We start from the raw sequence: 15,455 nt of genomic DNA, 5'->3' as shown, positions 1-15,455 counted from the left end.
AAAAGACCATGCAAATCGATACCATACGTACACGAATTATTAAAGTTGCCAGTAAATTAGTAAAGTCAGGACGTTCCCTTTACTTTAAACTAGCCTCAAGTTTCGTGTATCAGGAATTCTTTTGGAAAGTACTTCAGCGAGTTCAAAAATTGAAATTCAATTAAAAATGATCAAATAACCAATTTTTAGAAACTACACACCAGACCAAGGGAGTAGTCTGCCTAAAAACAGATATTTTCAAGCAAAACTTTTAAAATCACAACTGAAGTAGCCAAGTTACTATGATTTCACTTTATAATGAAGTAATTTATTGGTTTTTTGAGTTCAATCGTGATTTAACTTCGAAGTATGAATAATTCAGGATATAAAAATAGTCACAATGAAATAATTTATCATAGTGGGTTAAAGGAATTATATCTACATTCCAATCTCTTTAAAGAAGATTATCCAAATGCTACTTTCGAGAAATTAACGACAATTATACTACAGATTAGAAAAGAAAAAAATAAGTGTTGATTGAGTTCCTACTGTAGCTTGAATGAGTTTAGAAAAAGCTCTGCGATGATTATTTACTACCACCAAAAATTATTTAATACGAGTATAGAAAGAGTATGATGAATAGTAATCTTTTATAATGCAGCTTCTCACGCCATTTTTTAGAAAAGTTGGTTGTAATGGCGAATGATTTCCTGTAACGGCTTACCATTGAAATCGAAAGAATTCTCAAACTTTAATAATTTTGTCTCTATTGCTACTTCCGCTGTCCCGTTAGTAGGAGCATTGCTCATTCCCGTTGCGATCCGTGCAGGGTTACCACCAATTGGAGCTGCAATTGCAATTTCACTAGCTGGTCAGGGAATGGCTTTATCTTCAGATTATGTTATACAAATTGCGCCAATGTTAAGTTCTACTGCTGCAGGAGTTGAAGTTAGTCCGGTAGCTGACAAAGCCTTTTTGTTATCGATCATTACAGGTGCAGTTGCAATTACTCTGGCGTATATTTTTATAAGAAAGTCGATACAACGTCCTTCAGATAAACATTTATTAGTGTGGGGACGAACAAATTCAGCAGTTGATGATGAGGGTCCAGAAGTCAAAAAACAAGAGAATAGCAAATATCGTATGTTGTTTGCTGTGCTAGTTCCTCTTTCATTTCTAATAATTATCGTTTATATGGTTCTAGCTAAATTTTCGAGTGTAATACCGTCTATTGAAGGTGGGTCTGGAGCAGCACTGATTGGAGGGGCAGCAGCAGTTTTATTAATTGCCGCAACATTCTTTAATAATATGAAGAAAGCACTTGGTAATGTTAGTGATAACATCGTCAAAGGATTTTTGTTTATCGGAAGTGAGAGTTATCTGCCCAAATATTAGGTGTAGAAAATTCCCCTTCTTCCCTTTTTGACCTTGTCCAAGCTGGACAACAGCTTATTCCAGACAGTGCGTTTGTCGCGGGCTTTGGTATTCTCATCATTGGGATGATAACTGGATTAGATGGTTCTGGATTTTCAGGGCTCCCGTTAGTAGGGGCGTTATCAGGAGCTTTAAGCCCGACTGTAGGTGTCGATGCAGCTACATTAGCTCTTCCATCGGTCAAATGGGTTCAATCTGGGTAGGCGGTGGAACCTTAATAGCATGGTCCTCACTCGTAGCCGTTGCTGGATTTGCAAAAGTACCAGTCAGGGAACTCGTTCGAAAGAGTTTTATTCCTGTTGTGTTAGGGCTTATAATTTCAACGATATTTGGGTTAATCTTTTTATAAAAGTTAAGAATAAAAGGTTGGTACAATAGCCAGCCTTCTTACATATTTGGTTAACTAGATGATAGTAATTGAAGTTGTAATCCATTATGCGGGGTAGTGAATTAAGGGAAGTGTGAAATTACTTATTTTTTAATTTATAGATTTCTCTTTCATTTATTGCAGTTTTTTGATAAGTGAAATCAAGGTCATTTCTAATGTTTTGTAGTTCATCGACTATTTCTTTATGCGTAACATCAATTTTTTCATCAAGACGTGCTATCTCACCGTGGATTTGGTGAACGTCGGTAGCGAGGTTTTCAAGTTTGGCATCAGTTTCTTCTTGACGATCACGAATAGCTTTTACAATCGCTGTATTCTCATCGAGTAGAGGTTTCATATTTTGGATGTCAGATTTCATTTCTTGCTGATCATCTTTCATTTGTTGTTGGTCAGATTTAATGATTTTAAGTTCTTGTAAAATCTGTTGTAAGATTTGATCACTCATTAATATCACCTCATTAATTAAATATTATGGTCACTTTAATATGCATATTCTGTTTATATTATAACAACTATTTCTAGTAATAAAATTAAAGAAAATATTAAATGTTTGTAAAGAACTATGATCAACAAAAAAACGCTAGGAAAAAAAGCCCTAGCGTTTCTCCATTTATATGTCTTTCTCCAATTCATTTGAAGTAGTTCTCATCAGTCTAACTTAGGCAGCATTAGAGTTTTCTTTTGGTCCTATACGATTGTTTTTTCTTACTTGTAGAGCAAACCAGATCGCGACAACTATTGTTACACCAATTCCGATCCCAACAGAAAGAGGGTAAGAAAGGCTGAAACCTTCTGGTGCATAGAAGATATATGTTCCAACTACGCCAGTCATAAATAATGCGGGAAGCGAACATATCCAATGAAATTTTTTTGTTTGTAAAAGATAAATGGCTGCTGTCCATAACATGACAGTTGCAACAACTTGGTTTGTCCAACCTACATATCTCCATAAGAATGAGTAGTCGATCTGAGTCAAAGCAAATGTTGTAATAATTACAGGTATAGCTAATAATGATTGCTTCCATTTTTCTTCTAACTTGAATAAATTTCTTAGCAAATCGACAAGCATCATTCTTGCAGATCTAAGTGCAGTATCACCTGTTGTTACAGGTAGAATAATAACACCAATAATTGCAAGAATACCTCCTAGAGTTCCAAGCCATGATTTTGCAATAAGATCGACCACACCTGCTGGACCACCTTCGGCAAGAGCAGCTTGTAAACCACCTGTTCCTCCAAAAAAAGTCATAGCCGCTGCAGCCCAAATCATTGCAATAATGGCTTCTGCAATCATCGCACCGTAAAATACTTTACGTCCATCGCTTTCTTTTTTCATTGTTCTGGCAATGATTGGACTTTGTGTAGAATGAAAACCTGAGATCGCACCACACGAAATCGTAATCATAATGAGTGGCCAAATTGGCAATTCTTGAGGATGTAAATTTTCAAAAGTTAAGTTAGGGACTGGTTGCTCTTGAAATAACAAACCTATACCAATTGCTAGAGCCATAAAAATTAATACTGCTCCAAATATAGGATAAACTTTACCAATTACCTTATTAATAGGCAACATTGCAGCAATTACAAAGTAACAAAATATTATGAAAATAGCGACCGTAAAATTAATTGGTGTTATTGATGCTAACAACTGTGCAGGTCCTGCTGTAAATGCAGCGGCTACTAATATCATAAGTATGATTGAAACGATGTTAATAATAGATTTCATTGTTACTCCTAAATATCGACCAACGATCGAAGGGAATTGTTCTCCTCCCCGTCGTAATGACATCATGCCTGCAAAATAATCGTGAACAGCCCCAGCAAAAATAGCTCCTACAACAATCCAGATAAAAGCAACTGGTCCATAAAGTGCACCCATAATTGCACCAAAAATTGGGCCTAGCCCAGCAATATTTAATAATTGAATTAAACTTCCTTTTACCCAACTCATCGGCATAAAATCTAAACCGTCTTTCTTTGCATAAGCTGGAGTTGTTTTACTGTCGTCAATCCCGAAAACTTTTTCAACGAGCTTTGAATAAAAAATATAACCAAAGATAAGTAGTGCGATAGATGCTAAAAACGTGATCATATGTCTAATCCCCTTCAATTACTATTCGTATATAATTTTATTACGTTATTTTACTAAAGTAATAAAGAAGTGTAAATAATTTTTCGGAAAATTTTATTAATCAGTATAAGAGATATCTAGTTTTGATTACATTTTCAGGAAATTATAGTGAAAATATATTAACTTTTTATTTAATTGTTTTAAATGACTTTGGAATTTTTAAATAGATATTAATCAAGTACATTTAACCTATGTTTATATTTTAGATATTTTATACTAGTTTGTAGCGATGTATAAAGAATTAGGAAATTACGAAAAAATACCAAATGCAAGGTGGAATACTCCCGTTTTTCTATTGAAGTTTTCGTCAAAAAGACAGGGCATTTGTCTGAAAGGAAAAAGGTTTGTTGGAAGAGTAATTATTACAGTGTTCGAAATTTTCGTAATACTTGGTTTCTAACTCTCAAAAGGAGGTGTAATTTTTAAAGTATAGAGATAGTTAGTTTTCTAGAATAAATATAGAGAGGATGTTTACTAACGATGCATAAAAGGATTTCTAAATCGATCATATGGTTATTGGCAGTTGCACTCATTTTATCCACTTTTAGTATGAGTGCCTTAGCAAATACAGGAGGAAAAACGCAACAAGCTAAAGAACTAGCATTAGCTGAAATTTTTGGCGATATCGATATGTCAACCAAAGCTCCAACAATTGTCCTAGTTGAAATAAATGAAGAGTCAGTAGTTGAAGCTAAACATAAAGGAAAGAATCAATCGAAACAAAAGCTAGCGAATGAAAGAGGAAAAGTAATATCTGAACTAAAAAAGAAGGTATCAAATGTGGAAGTGAACCGTGAGTATGATTTCGTTTTCTCTGGTTTTTCAGTTGAACTTCCAGCAAATGAAATCCCTCAACTTTTAGGAACACCTGGTGTTAAATCGGTATATCCGAACGTCGAGTATACTGTTGACGCAGTAGGTGGAAAAGTAATTTCTACTGAGGCATTCAGCCCGTATATGATGGAAAGTGCTCCGTTTATAGGTTCTAATGAAGCATGGGATGCTGGGTTCACTGGAGAAGGTATTACAGTAGCAGTTATTGATACAGGTACGGATTATACACATCCTGACTTAGCGCACGCATTTGGTGACTATAAAGGTTGGGATTTCGTTGATAACAACGATGATCCACAAGAAACACCCCCTGGTGATTCTCGCGGTGCCTCGACAAACCATGGTACACACGTAGCAGGTACCGTTGCAGCTAATGGACAAATTAAAGGTGTAGCTCCTGATGCAACTTTATTAGCTTACCGTGTACTTGGTCCAGGTGGTAGCGGGACAACAGAAAATGTTGTAGCGGGTATCGAAAGAGCGGTTCAAGACGGAGCAGACATTATGAATCTATCTTTAGGCAACACAATAAATAGTCCAGACTGGGCAACTTCTATTGCGTTAGATTGGGCGATGGCAGAAGGTGTTGTTGCAGTAACGTCTAACGGAAACAGCGGTCCGAACAACTGGACTGTTGGTTCTCCTGGAACTTCGCGTCAAGCGATTTCTGTAGGAGCGACTCGTCTACCTTATAATGTTTTCACATCTGAAATATTTACTTCTGAAGGTGTTGAGTACCCTTCTGCTAAAGTAATGGGCTTTACAGAAGAGGGAGATTTATTGGCCTTAAATGAAGGTGAATATGAGTTTGTTGATGTGGGTCTTGGCTATGAAAAAGACTTTGAAGGAAAAAATCTTGAAGGTAAAATTGCATTAATTAGCCGTGGGGACTTTGCATTTGTTGATAAAGCAGAAAACGCAAAAAATGCAGGTGCTGTCGGTGCAATTATTTATAACAATGTTGCTGGTGAGCATCCAGATGTACCTGGTATGGCAGTGCCAACCATTAAAACAACATTAGATGATGGCCAAAAGTTACTAGCAGAACTAGAAGCAGGAAACAACACGATTTCATTTGACATTGAATTTGCTTATGAAGTAGGTGAAACAGTAGCTGAGTTCTCTTCTCGCGGACCAGTAACATCGACTTGGATGATTAAACCAGATGTATCAGCTCCTGGTGTTAACATTGTAAGTACCATTCCAACTCATAATCCTGAAAATCCTTATGGATATGGTGCATTCCAGGGCACTTCTATGGCAGCTCCACACGTGGCGGGTGCTGTAGCTTTAATCTTAGAAGCTAACCCAACTTGGGGAGTAGATAATGTGAAAGCAGCGTTAATGAACACAGCTGAAGATATGATTAATCCAACAACAGAGAAGGTTTACCCCCACAATACACAAGGTGCAGGAAGTATTCGTGTACTAGATGCTATTGAAACAAAAACATTAGCAGCACCTGGAAGTCATTCTTTCGGTAAATTTGTGAAAGGCACTGGTAATCAAGTAGAAAGACAAAGCTTTGAGATTATCAATCTTTCTGATAAAAATAAGCGTTATAGTTTTGAAGTTAGTTTTACAGGAAATCCAGATGGCATTAAAGTATCAACAAGTAACAATTTAAATGTACAAGCTGGTAAAAAACAACAAGTAAACCTCAATGTTAAAGTCGACACTGCAAAGTTAGATCCAGGTTATTATGAAGGTACTATTGTAGTAAGTGATGGTATTAATAGCATTGATGTTCCTACTATTCTATTTGTAGGAGAACCTGACTATCCGAGAGTAACAGGTGTAACCTTTGGTAATGAAGAAGATGGAACTTATTACGTAGGTTCATATCTGCCAGGTGGTGCTGAAGTTCTTGAATATGATTTTTATCAATTAGGACCAGGAAACACGATCGGTAAATTTCTAGGAACTATTGGTGCATTCTCTAACGTACCAGCACCAATACACGAATTTTCATGGGATGGTAAAGTAAATGGTGAAAAACTTCCTCCTGGGGACTATGTGTTAGCTGTTTACGTAGAAAAAGCAGGTGAGACTGAATATAAAGCATATTTAGTTACAATAGAATAGGGAAATAACGAACGATCCCTTTTGAAATAGAGAGATCGTTCCTTTTCCTACTATAGATTGTGAGATTCACTAGAAAAACAAACCCACTTTCCTGCTGGAAAATGGGTTTGCTTTTTCTAGTGGTGTTTCTTTGTTTTTTCGTATGTGTTTAACAGTTGGTCAAGCTCTTGACTACTTTTGATAGTCTTTTCCGAGGAAAAGCCATATTCAACTCCGAATCTCACCAATTCAGTTCGCTTCAGTTCGATCGTCTTCATTAAACTTGCAGGCATTTCTATGTAGCCCCCCTCAATCATAGTAACCCTTCTTTCTACCTATTAATATATTGCTGGTTAGAAGTACTTTTAAATACCAACTTCGGCTCATTTTGAGAATAACAGTAAAACAACGTTTAATTAAGTGAAGTGTGTATTTTGCAATTTAAATAATTTTCCTATCTAAATCACTTGAAATTCAACTTGTACTAAACACAGCTTATATTAAAGATAAATATTCGCCATACAAGTATAATAATCCTATTTGTTCACATTAAATTTTTTAAATTTATCCCGTAACAACTGGCAGTAATACCCACATATAAAATCTTAAACTATTAAAAAAGTTCTTTGCTCATTTAGACGTCAACTGATAGAATTTAAAAAGCTTGAAACCTTGCATAAGGTATTTCGTAAATACTAGCGTGGAGGTGTTGAAAATGAGAAAACCAAAGACGGATAAACTTCTTAAAGGCATCGTTGGAACGAGTGTTGCATTATTTGGATTAACGGCATGCTCAACCAATTCTCAAGAACAATTATTTTCAGTCCCTGAAGAAACGAATACTCAAGCCGCAAGTCCTACGACTACCCCACCATCACCTGATGAAGCGGATTGTGATACGTGGACGTGGGATGCTGAAGCAGAAGTGTATCAATGTGTTCAAGAGGAATCTGAAAATTATGGACATTACTATTCAGGTGGAAGCTGGTTTCCAACGATTGCGGCGTTTATGGCCGGGCAAGCGCTTGGTAGAGGTGGGGCAACAAATGCAAATTTAAACAATGACAGACGACAAGATCCTAATACTGGAGCGACAAATACTCAACAAAGCGTAAATCAAAACAATCAGAATAACCAAACAACAACGGGCCAACAGACCAATCGTTCAAATACAAATTCAGGTCAAGTGACTAATTCAAGGTCTGGTATGGGCAGTGGTGGTACCTTTGGTGGATAAACACACAAATAAGCGAAATGTATTTTATGCGAAAATACCTGGTTTTTGGGACAGATTATATGGGAACGAATATGCTTTATATGATTGTTATGAGCTATCTTCAGAAGACGTGGATACAGTTAGACATGCGACGAGTAAAGCTTATCTAATATATAAAAAAATCAATCATCTGATAAGGAATGCTTCAGATGACAGTTTACTGAACTTAGGGTTTCCGGAAAAGGCAATTCCTTTTTTACGGATGATACAGCTTCCTTATGAAACGGTAATAGGTCGTTTTGATTTTGTTAATTCAAACGAGGGACTTAAACTTATTGAATTTAATTCGGATACTCCGACTTTCATTCGTGAACTTTTTGAGATTAATGGTCTTGTCTGTCAGCACTTTCAGGTTTATAACCCTAATGAGCATGAAGCTGAATACTTAGGTAAAGCGATCCGCAATAGTGTGTTTCATTGTGCTAAATCAATAGATGTTCATCACCACCCGTACGTTGTTTTTACGGCTCATGAAGATGATATTGAAGACCGAGAAACGATGAAGTATTTAAAAGAGGTTGCAAAAATTAAAGAAGCGTCATTTGTACCTTTGAAAGAAATACAAATCGTTGCAGAAGGTGAGCATCAAGGTGTCTATGATTCTTACGGCAAGAAAATTGATATCGTTTACCGTCACACCTATCCATTAGAAGCATTACTAGAAGATAAAACGAGAGATGATTTTCCCATTGGAATTGAATTTATGAACTTAGTACTAAAGAAAAAAGTCGGAATGTTAAATCCTATATCTGCGTTTTTAATGCAAAGTAAAGCAGTCATGGCAGTTATTTGGGGAATGTTTGAACAGCGACATCCGTTTTTTAGCGAAAATGAACACGAGGTCATTGGAGAGTATTTCTTACCAACTTATTTAGATGAAGACCCATTTCAAGATACAGGAGATATTTACGTTTCTAAACCTGCATTTGGACGAGAAGGGAACACTGTAGAAGTCAAACAGAATGGGGAAACGGTGTATTCACCAAACGAAAAAGCGTATGACCACTATGTAAAAGTATTTCAAAAATATGTCGACCTTCCAGAAACAACAATCCAAACGGAAAATGGAAGCTCAAAAGCTCATCTATTAATCGGAAGTTTTATTATTAATGAAAAACCGAGTGCGTTTGGACTAAGGGCCGGCGATAAAATAACGAATAACTTATCATATTTCTTACCATGTGGTGTGAAAGGAGAACGTGAATGGACTTAACGTATTATTTACAAACATTTGATCATTTTTTAGTTTACTTGACAGCTTCATTAGTCTTATTTTTAATTGGGACTTATATTTTTAAATTACTTACTCCATATTCAGAACGTGCCCTTATTAAGAGTGGTAATGTTGCAGTTTCTCTAAAGCTATTAGGTAAAATGGCAGGGCTCGTCGTTGTATTACAATCAGCGATCCGAAGTTCAATTAACTTAGTCGATTTAACGATTTGGGCTGTGATTGCAATTATCATTCAAATCGTTCTTCATTTTATCATTGAGTATGTGTTTACTCGTAATACGAGTTTAGCGAAAGAAGTCGAAAAAGGAAATGTCGCAGTCGGTCTTTTCCTAGGTGGGGTATCAATTCTTGTCGGTATGATCGTAGCTGCAGCGATTAGCTATTAAAAAAGGGGGTTCTCTATGGTTCCGTATAAATCATTAACTGAGCCATTTCAGCAAGAATTGTATTTAAAGTCATGGGAAGCTGTTGAAAAGAAAGTAGCTGAACAAGGGTTTACGTGGGCGACGCTTTATGAAAATTATGAAGACAATCAATATATGAGCGACTCTCTTCTACTCATTCCAGACATGATGATGCGCGAAATTGAAAATGCAACCCGTGCCGCTCATGATATTTTTACAAAAACGTACGAGCAAATTGTAAAAAATCCTCATACAATTCATGATTTAGGTTTACCGATTATGTTATGGGATTTGTTTCAAAAACTAGGGAAAACAAAGTATTCTTATTTTACTAGATTTGATTTTATAGCGTCTTCTAATGGGTTAAAAGTCATTGAAGCTAATACTGATACACCTGTTGGTATTGTGGAGTCAGCGATAGCTCAAGAAGTCCTTTGTCATGAACATAAAAGTAAAAATCCAAATGCGCATATTAACAAGAGGATAAAAGCGACTTGGGATCAGATTATTCGCGATTATAATATTCGTAGTACAGACACCCTTTACTTTACTTGTGCAAATTGGCATGATGAAGATAAGAAAACGGTAGAATACATGATGAATTTGTATCCCCAACAAGCTAAATACATCTCACTTGAACAAATCATTGTGGAAAGAGACGGTGTGAAAACACCTGATGGTGATACGATAGAATTTTTATATCGCCTTTATCCATTAGAATATTTTTTAGAAGAGCGTAGTGAAACAGGTGAACCGATAGGTGAGCAGTTTCTAGTTCATATTATCAATAATAAAGTGAAGGTTATTAATCCTCCCTCGGCATTACTTATGCAATCAAAAGCAATTTTAGCACTGATTACAGCAAAAAAAGAAGAATGGTATACAAGAGTAGAACAAGCTGCAATAGAAAAATACTTTTTACCAACGTATTTTTCTTTAGATCAGATGGCTTCGGATTCATATGTAAAAAAACCAGTGTTAGGTCGTGAAGGTGGAGGGATTAAAGTTGTTGCTAATGGTCTAGTATTAGATGAAGATGTTGATTACTACCAAAGTCAACAAGCTATATATCAACAATACTTTCCGATGCCAGATCAAACGATTGATACATGGGATGGGCCTTATACAGGCAAGCTCTTAATCGGTTCACATGTAATGAACGGTGAACCAAGTGGTCTTTTCTTACGAGTGGGTGAGTTGATTACTGGTAATCTGTCAATGTTTGTTCCGTACACTACAACGTAAACGATCATTAAATATTACAAGATAAACGGGAGTTGTTTTCTTCTTGTTTATCTTTTTTAAACTTTTTACACGAAGGGAGGGTGAATGGTGCATTTTTTTCTTAAAATTAGTCTGAGCTTAATTAAAATGAAAAATTTAACGTTACTTATCACAACGTTGATTTTTATTATTTTGTGTACGATTATTATGTTTCTTCTAGAGCCTGATACATTTGAGAGTGTTTTAAATACGTTTTATTTCGTAATGACGACGTTTTCTACAGTTGGATATGGGGATTATTCACCTGTCACAATTGCAGGAAAACTGTTTGCTATTTTTATGTATTTATTTGGAATTGGTTTACTTGGTGTTGTGATTGGTAAAATCGTTGATGGATTTACGATTTTTAGAAGGAAAAGGGAGGAAGGTAAGTTGAGCTATACAAATGAAAATCATGTCATAATCATTGGGTGGGGAAAGAAAACAGATTATGCTGTTAAGGAAATTCTCGACTCAGACCCTAGAGTGGAAGTGGTTATTATTGATAATTTACCACACGCACCAATGGATGTTTCAAATAATCGTATTCACTATATTCAAGGAGACCCTACTGAGGAAGAAACATATAAGAAAGCCAATATTGATAAGGCCCGTGCAGTGATTGTTTTTTCAGATGACACGCTTCAGGATGGCTCTCTAAAAGATGCAAAAACCTTGTTAGTAGCGATTACGGTAGAGCGTTTAGCACCTGATGTACATACAACAGTTGAAGTCATGACTGAAAAGCATATTTTAAACTTCTCTCATGTTAAGGTTGATGAATTTATCCTATCGCAAGAAACGATCTCAAGTTTAGCGGTGCGCTCGGCCTTGTATAAAGGGGTAAGTAAAGTGTATTCTCAGCTTATAAGCAGGCAGCATGGTGAGGATCTTTACAAAATATCGAAAAAAGCGAACTGGGTTACTTATAATGATGCGTTTCAAAAATTACTATCGAACGGAGCAACACTTATAGCTGATCGCGACCAATTAAATATTAATCGACGATTACAAGAATCGATACCTGATGAAGCGGTATTGTATATCATTTGTAATAAAGAAACATATCAGACGTTGATAGAAAAATAAGGAGACATAACTTTCTCACAGAGGATGTAGAATTGTTTTTAGTAAGAATTTAGCACATGTGCTGGAAATATATCATACTGGATCAAAGTTGACGTAGAAAAGTGACTGTTAGATAAAAGTGAAATTTTCAACTGTTAAAATGATTATTTTCACATAGATATGAAAAAACGAGGGAAACTATATACTACGATCAACTCGTGGGGAGGTACCTAGTGTTATGGAACAACAAGACTTAACGTATATTGAAAAACTCCAAAACCTTCATGTTTTAATGGAAACACGACAAATGTTACAAAATAAATTAACGGAGTTAAAAGGCAACAGTCCATCTTTTGAGTTAGTTGAAGAAGATTTAAGGAAGATTGATCAAGAAATAGAAGCCTTGACTGAAAAACAGTCTTTAGAAGGGATGGATCAATCGATGACTCATTCATTATTTAACCCAGCTGTAATTGAAGAGTTGGAAGAACAGTAAAACTATTATATTGGAGGACCTAAGTCTAATAGAGAAGAGCGTGCAAGCTTAATCCTTGCTATGCTCTTTTTTTGTCCCGCAACAACTGGCAGTAATATCCCCACTTCTAGACTTCGAGGAATCAAAGAAGGATAAGTGGGGGATATACTGCCAGTAAATAAATGAACACAGACTAAATGCGCCACGTCCTGTTGCCCGTCTGTGTGACCCGCATCGTGTGGGCCTATCCAACTAACCATCAGTGGGGAAGAGGAGACCCCTAAATAATGGAAGTTTCACTTTATGCTTAAGGGGACATCCAACTTTCGCGTCATCTTAATTATAATAGTTTGTAATATCCGTCTGACTTACTAAATATTACTGTCCCAATTCTACTATAATCGATATGCATCATCAATTATAATAGAAAGATATTATACTATAGCACCACTGCTAAACTAGGAGCGGATTTACATGACGAGTACAACGATTGATTTATTTACTGAGATGAAGAGCAATCCGTATATAACAGGTTTAACAGATGATGAAGTCAATATTATTACTAAATTTTCTCATGCATATATGATAGAAAAAGATGAATATATAATTCGAGAAGGAGATATAGAACCATCTGTAATCTTGATTAAGACGGGTAGTGTTGGATTATATAAGGAAAAGGTGGAAGGAGAACAATTATTAAGAGTACTAAAGGGTGGAGATATCATCGGTGATTTAGCCCAGATAGAAGGTGAAAAATGTGCTACAACTTCTATAAAAACAAGATAACCATCCCTTTTAATTAAGATAGATCTAGAAAACTATTTAATGATCCAAAATATAAAACATTATATGTCAAACTTCTAAGTAAAATGGTAAAACAACTTTCAACAGAAGTAGAACAAAAAAATGATATATTAATAGAAAAAGAGAAAATTCAACATAAAGAACAAAAATCTTATAAAGCTTTAGGGTTACTCGCTACGAATTTATTAATCGTCTTGTCTATTTACACACTTATGCTAATGTCACTTACACATTTTGTTGACTATCACGGTGTTTCGACATTCGTAGATGTCGGTCTATTGATGGGATTTGCAGGCGTCATGTACGTAATTTTAAAGAAGAGTGGTTATCCAATGCAATCGTTTGGATTAACGATGGATAAATGGAAGGTTCATGTTAAAGATGCGATTGTTTTAACACTTCCAATATTATTTTTCTTCCTTGTGTTAAAGTGGGGACTCATTACCTTCATACCAGCATTTTCTGATTATGCTTAATTTAACCCGACTGCAGCATTTTCAGAATTTGGTTTTAACTACTCGATTTTTACATTAACGATTGTTGTCTATATTTTATTTTCGGTTGTACAGGAGTTTATCGCTAGAGCAGGTTTACAATCAGCTTTTTATCGTTTTTTACCTAAAGCAAAAGGAAATCATCTAAAATCAATTATTCTATCGAATTTATTATTTGCGATGGCACACTCACATATTGGGACACTTTTTGCCCTTGCTGCATTTGCCCCTGGACTATTTTGGGCTGGATGTTTGCTAGACAAAAATCATTCATTGGCGTTTGTGTTTCTCATATGCTAATCGGTATTTGGGTAATCTTTGTATTAGGATTTACAGAATTTATCAATTAAAAAACCAGAGTTCTGATTTTCTTACCATCGTTATTTTTATGAGCGAATTAGCACTGTTGTCAAACAAAATGGTTGGCAAAATCTCCTTCCATTGTGGAATACGGCTGGAATTTAATCTTTTGGGGAACGTTAATTTTTTGTGCGGCGTGGAGAGATTTTTACGATCCAGAAAGTATATATTGCACTAGGATTAATTGCTTAAGTCCAAAATTTGAAGAAGCGAGCGATGGTCGATCATCGCTCGCAAGATCCAAATAATAGGGAGCAAAATAAAAACCTGATGAGAAATTTCTCATCAGGTTTATTTTTGGGGCTTTTGAGACATCCCCCTATTTTATATCATTATTCATTTGCCAACCTTGAACCATCCATTGGATTTATAAAATTCATTGTTTGAGATTATTTAAACAGAGCCTTGAATAGAATTTTTAATGGTAGTAAAGGCATCTCTAATAGCCACCGTCATATCATTTATACCTTCTCTGATGGAGTGCAAAACGTCATTTTGCTCGTTGATGGCGTTAGTTTGCCCTTGTAATGATTCATTCATTTTTCCAATTTCCTCAATTAAACTAGAAAAACCGAAAAATAGAACACCTATCCCAATTAAAGCAACAAGCAGCCATAACCACCCTTGATTATACCAAGGTTTTCTACCTCTTGTACCTTTTTGTTCAATTGACGTATGGTAGTCGTTTGGCAAATGATTGTTTTCCTCATCACGGCTCTGGTTTTGTGATTGATGATTGGAATTATCCATTTATATATCCCTCCGTTTTAAGACTAACGTCATTAGGTGTAAAGTATGTCATGATTTTAGTCGTTTAGTGAAACGAATGGAGGAGAGAATACGAAAAATAGGAAGTCTATCAGTAGGGACTATCCCTACTGATAGTTTATTGTAATCTAACTAAATTTTTAAATTAAGATTCGTCTTCCATTAAGTCATTTTCTTCAGATTCAAATTCAAAAGAATCTTCTTCTTCACCCATATCTAAATCGGATTCAAAGTCACTTGACTCATCTTCTGTAGCAGGAAATTCTTCTGTTCCTTCATCTAGGCTTTCATCCATTGTCGGTTCTTCTTCAAAACCACCCATGTCGCTTTCCGTTTCTGTTCCAAAGTCTGTTTCTTCATTCATAGTTGGATCATCAACATCTTGATCTCCACATGCTGCTAGAACTCCTACGGCAAGAATAGTTGATGCTGCTGTTAATAATAGTTTTTTCATTTTGAAAAAACCTCCTTCTGGAAAT

19 protein-coding genes are annotated in these 15,455 nt (G+C 35.7%); 14 read left to right on the top strand and 5 right to left on the bottom strand.

The annotated features are described in order from the left end of the window. Positions 1–8 precede the first annotated feature (8 nt). From BK574_RS07385 to BK574_RS27985, 4 genes are all read left to right on the top strand, one after another. Positions 9–164 carry a transposase gene (locus BK574_RS07385; protein WP_420796991.1) on the top strand — a complete coding sequence of 52 codons (156 nt, stop codon included), beginning with the start codon at positions 9–11 and terminating at the stop codon, positions 162–164. 517 nt (positions 165–681) lie between these two features. Then, the gene (locus BK574_RS27995; RefSeq protein ID WP_180320583.1) at positions 682–1,374 is read left to right on the top strand and encodes a hypothetical protein; all 693 of its coding nucleotides are present in this window, start codon (positions 682–684) and stop codon (positions 1,372–1,374) included. A 104-nt stretch (positions 1,375–1,478) separates the two neighbouring features. Beyond that, complete coding sequence (locus BK574_RS27990) at positions 1,479–1,616, top strand: hypothetical protein (protein ID WP_180320582.1); 138 nt, start codon at positions 1,479–1,481, stop codon at positions 1,614–1,616. Next, positions 1,598–1,762, top strand: a complete 165-nt coding sequence (locus BK574_RS27985; protein ID WP_180320581.1) for a hypothetical protein — start codon at positions 1,598–1,600, stop codon at positions 1,760–1,762. The genes BK574_RS27990 and BK574_RS27985 overlap by 19 nt, the downstream gene beginning before the upstream one ends. Before the next feature lie 118 nt (positions 1,763–1,880). On the opposite strand, the gene BK574_RS07375 is transcribed toward BK574_RS27985, so the two are convergent. Continuing rightward, positions 1,881–2,246 carry a hypothetical protein gene (locus BK574_RS07375; protein WP_078428139.1) on the bottom strand — a complete coding sequence of 122 codons (366 nt, stop codon included), beginning with the start codon at positions 2,244–2,246 and terminating at the stop codon, positions 1,881–1,883. A 213-nt stretch (positions 2,247–2,459) separates the two neighbouring features. Further along, positions 2,460–3,893, bottom strand: a complete 1,434-nt coding sequence (locus BK574_RS07370) for a carbon starvation CstA family protein (RefSeq protein WP_078428138.1) — start codon at positions 3,891–3,893, stop codon at positions 2,460–2,462. 519 nt (positions 3,894–4,412) lie between these two features. Between BK574_RS07370 and BK574_RS07365 the strand changes: the two genes are divergently transcribed. Next, a complete protein-coding gene (locus BK574_RS07365) occupies positions 4,413–6,851 on the top strand; it encodes a S8 family serine peptidase (RefSeq protein WP_078428137.1) in 2,439 nt (812 codons plus the stop codon). A gap of 116 nt (positions 6,852–6,967) precedes the next feature. Here the strand turns inward: BK574_RS07365 and BK574_RS07360 are convergent, their stop codons facing one another. Beyond that, positions 6,968–7,123, bottom strand: coding sequence for a Spo0E family sporulation regulatory protein-aspartic acid phosphatase (locus BK574_RS07360; protein ID WP_139313935.1), 156 nt, complete (start codon positions 7,121–7,123; stop codon positions 6,968–6,970). Positions 7,124–7,545: 422 nt separating this feature from the next. On the opposite strand from BK574_RS07360, the gene BK574_RS07355 reads away from it, so the two are divergent. The 9 genes from BK574_RS07355 to BK574_RS29200 all read left to right on the top strand — a co-directional run bounded on the left by BK574_RS07355 (position 7,546) and on the right by BK574_RS29200 (position 14,148). After that, positions 7,546–8,067, top strand: coding sequence for a DUF1190 domain-containing protein (locus tag BK574_RS07355; protein WP_075388947.1), 522 nt, complete (start codon positions 7,546–7,548; stop codon positions 8,065–8,067). Next, entirely contained in the window at positions 8,060–9,319 is a 1,260-nt protein-coding gene (locus tag BK574_RS07350; protein WP_158211579.1) for a glutathionylspermidine synthase family protein, read from the top strand. Before BK574_RS07355 ends, BK574_RS07350 begins: the two co-directional genes overlap by 8 nt. Further along, positions 9,310–9,726, top strand: a complete 417-nt coding sequence (locus tag BK574_RS07345) for a DUF350 domain-containing protein (protein ID WP_075388949.1) — start codon at positions 9,310–9,312, stop codon at positions 9,724–9,726. Before BK574_RS07350 ends, BK574_RS07345 begins: the two co-directional genes overlap by 10 nt. Before the next feature lie 15 nt (positions 9,727–9,741). Then, on the top strand, positions 9,742–10,989 hold the full coding sequence (locus tag BK574_RS07340) for a glutathionylspermidine synthase family protein (protein ID WP_078428135.1): 1,248 nt from the start codon (positions 9,742–9,744) through the stop codon (positions 10,987–10,989). Positions 10,990–11,073: 84 nt separating this feature from the next. After that, positions 11,074–12,096 carry a potassium channel family protein gene (locus BK574_RS07335; protein ID WP_338020585.1) on the top strand — a complete coding sequence of 341 codons (1,023 nt, stop codon included), beginning with the start codon at positions 11,074–11,076 and terminating at the stop codon, positions 12,094–12,096. Between the two features lie 217 nt (positions 12,097–12,313). Beyond that, positions 12,314–12,571, top strand: a complete 258-nt coding sequence (locus BK574_RS07330) for a hypothetical protein (RefSeq protein ID WP_075388952.1) — start codon at positions 12,314–12,316, stop codon at positions 12,569–12,571. Positions 12,572–13,024: 453 nt separating this feature from the next. Beyond that, complete coding sequence (locus tag BK574_RS07320; RefSeq protein WP_078428132.1) at positions 13,025–13,336, top strand: cyclic nucleotide-binding domain-containing protein; 312 nt, start codon at positions 13,025–13,027, stop codon at positions 13,334–13,336. A gap of 83 nt (positions 13,337–13,419) precedes the next feature. Continuing rightward, positions 13,420–13,830, top strand: coding sequence for a hypothetical protein (locus BK574_RS07315; protein WP_078428131.1), 411 nt, complete (start codon positions 13,420–13,422; stop codon positions 13,828–13,830). A gap of 45 nt (positions 13,831–13,875) precedes the next feature. Further along, positions 13,876–14,148: a CPBP family glutamic-type intramembrane protease gene (locus tag BK574_RS29200; protein ID WP_078428130.1), complete on the top strand. Its 273-nt coding sequence runs from the start codon at positions 13,876–13,878 to the stop codon at positions 14,146–14,148. Between the two features lie 453 nt (positions 14,149–14,601). Here BK574_RS29200 and BK574_RS07305 read toward each other — a convergent pair whose 3' ends face one another. Together BK574_RS07305 and BK574_RS07300 are read right to left on the bottom strand one after the other, a co-directional pair. After that, complete coding sequence (locus tag BK574_RS07305; protein WP_078428129.1) at positions 14,602–14,958, bottom strand: hypothetical protein; 357 nt, start codon at positions 14,956–14,958, stop codon at positions 14,602–14,604. 163 nt (positions 14,959–15,121) lie between these two features. Then, positions 15,122–15,430 (bottom strand): hypothetical protein, encoded by a 309-nt coding sequence (locus BK574_RS07300; RefSeq protein ID WP_075388955.1) that lies wholly within the window; start codon positions 15,428–15,430, stop codon positions 15,122–15,124. Positions 15,431–15,455 lie beyond the last annotated feature (25 nt).

Origin of the sequence: Alkalihalobacterium alkalinitrilicum (genome assembly GCF_002019605.1) — a bacterium.
In the GTDB taxonomy this organism is placed as follows: Bacteria; Bacillota; Bacilli; order Bacillales; family Bacillaceae_F; genus Alkalihalobacterium; species Alkalihalobacterium alkalinitrilicum.
This window is presented reverse-complemented; position numbering and strand designations above follow the sequence as displayed.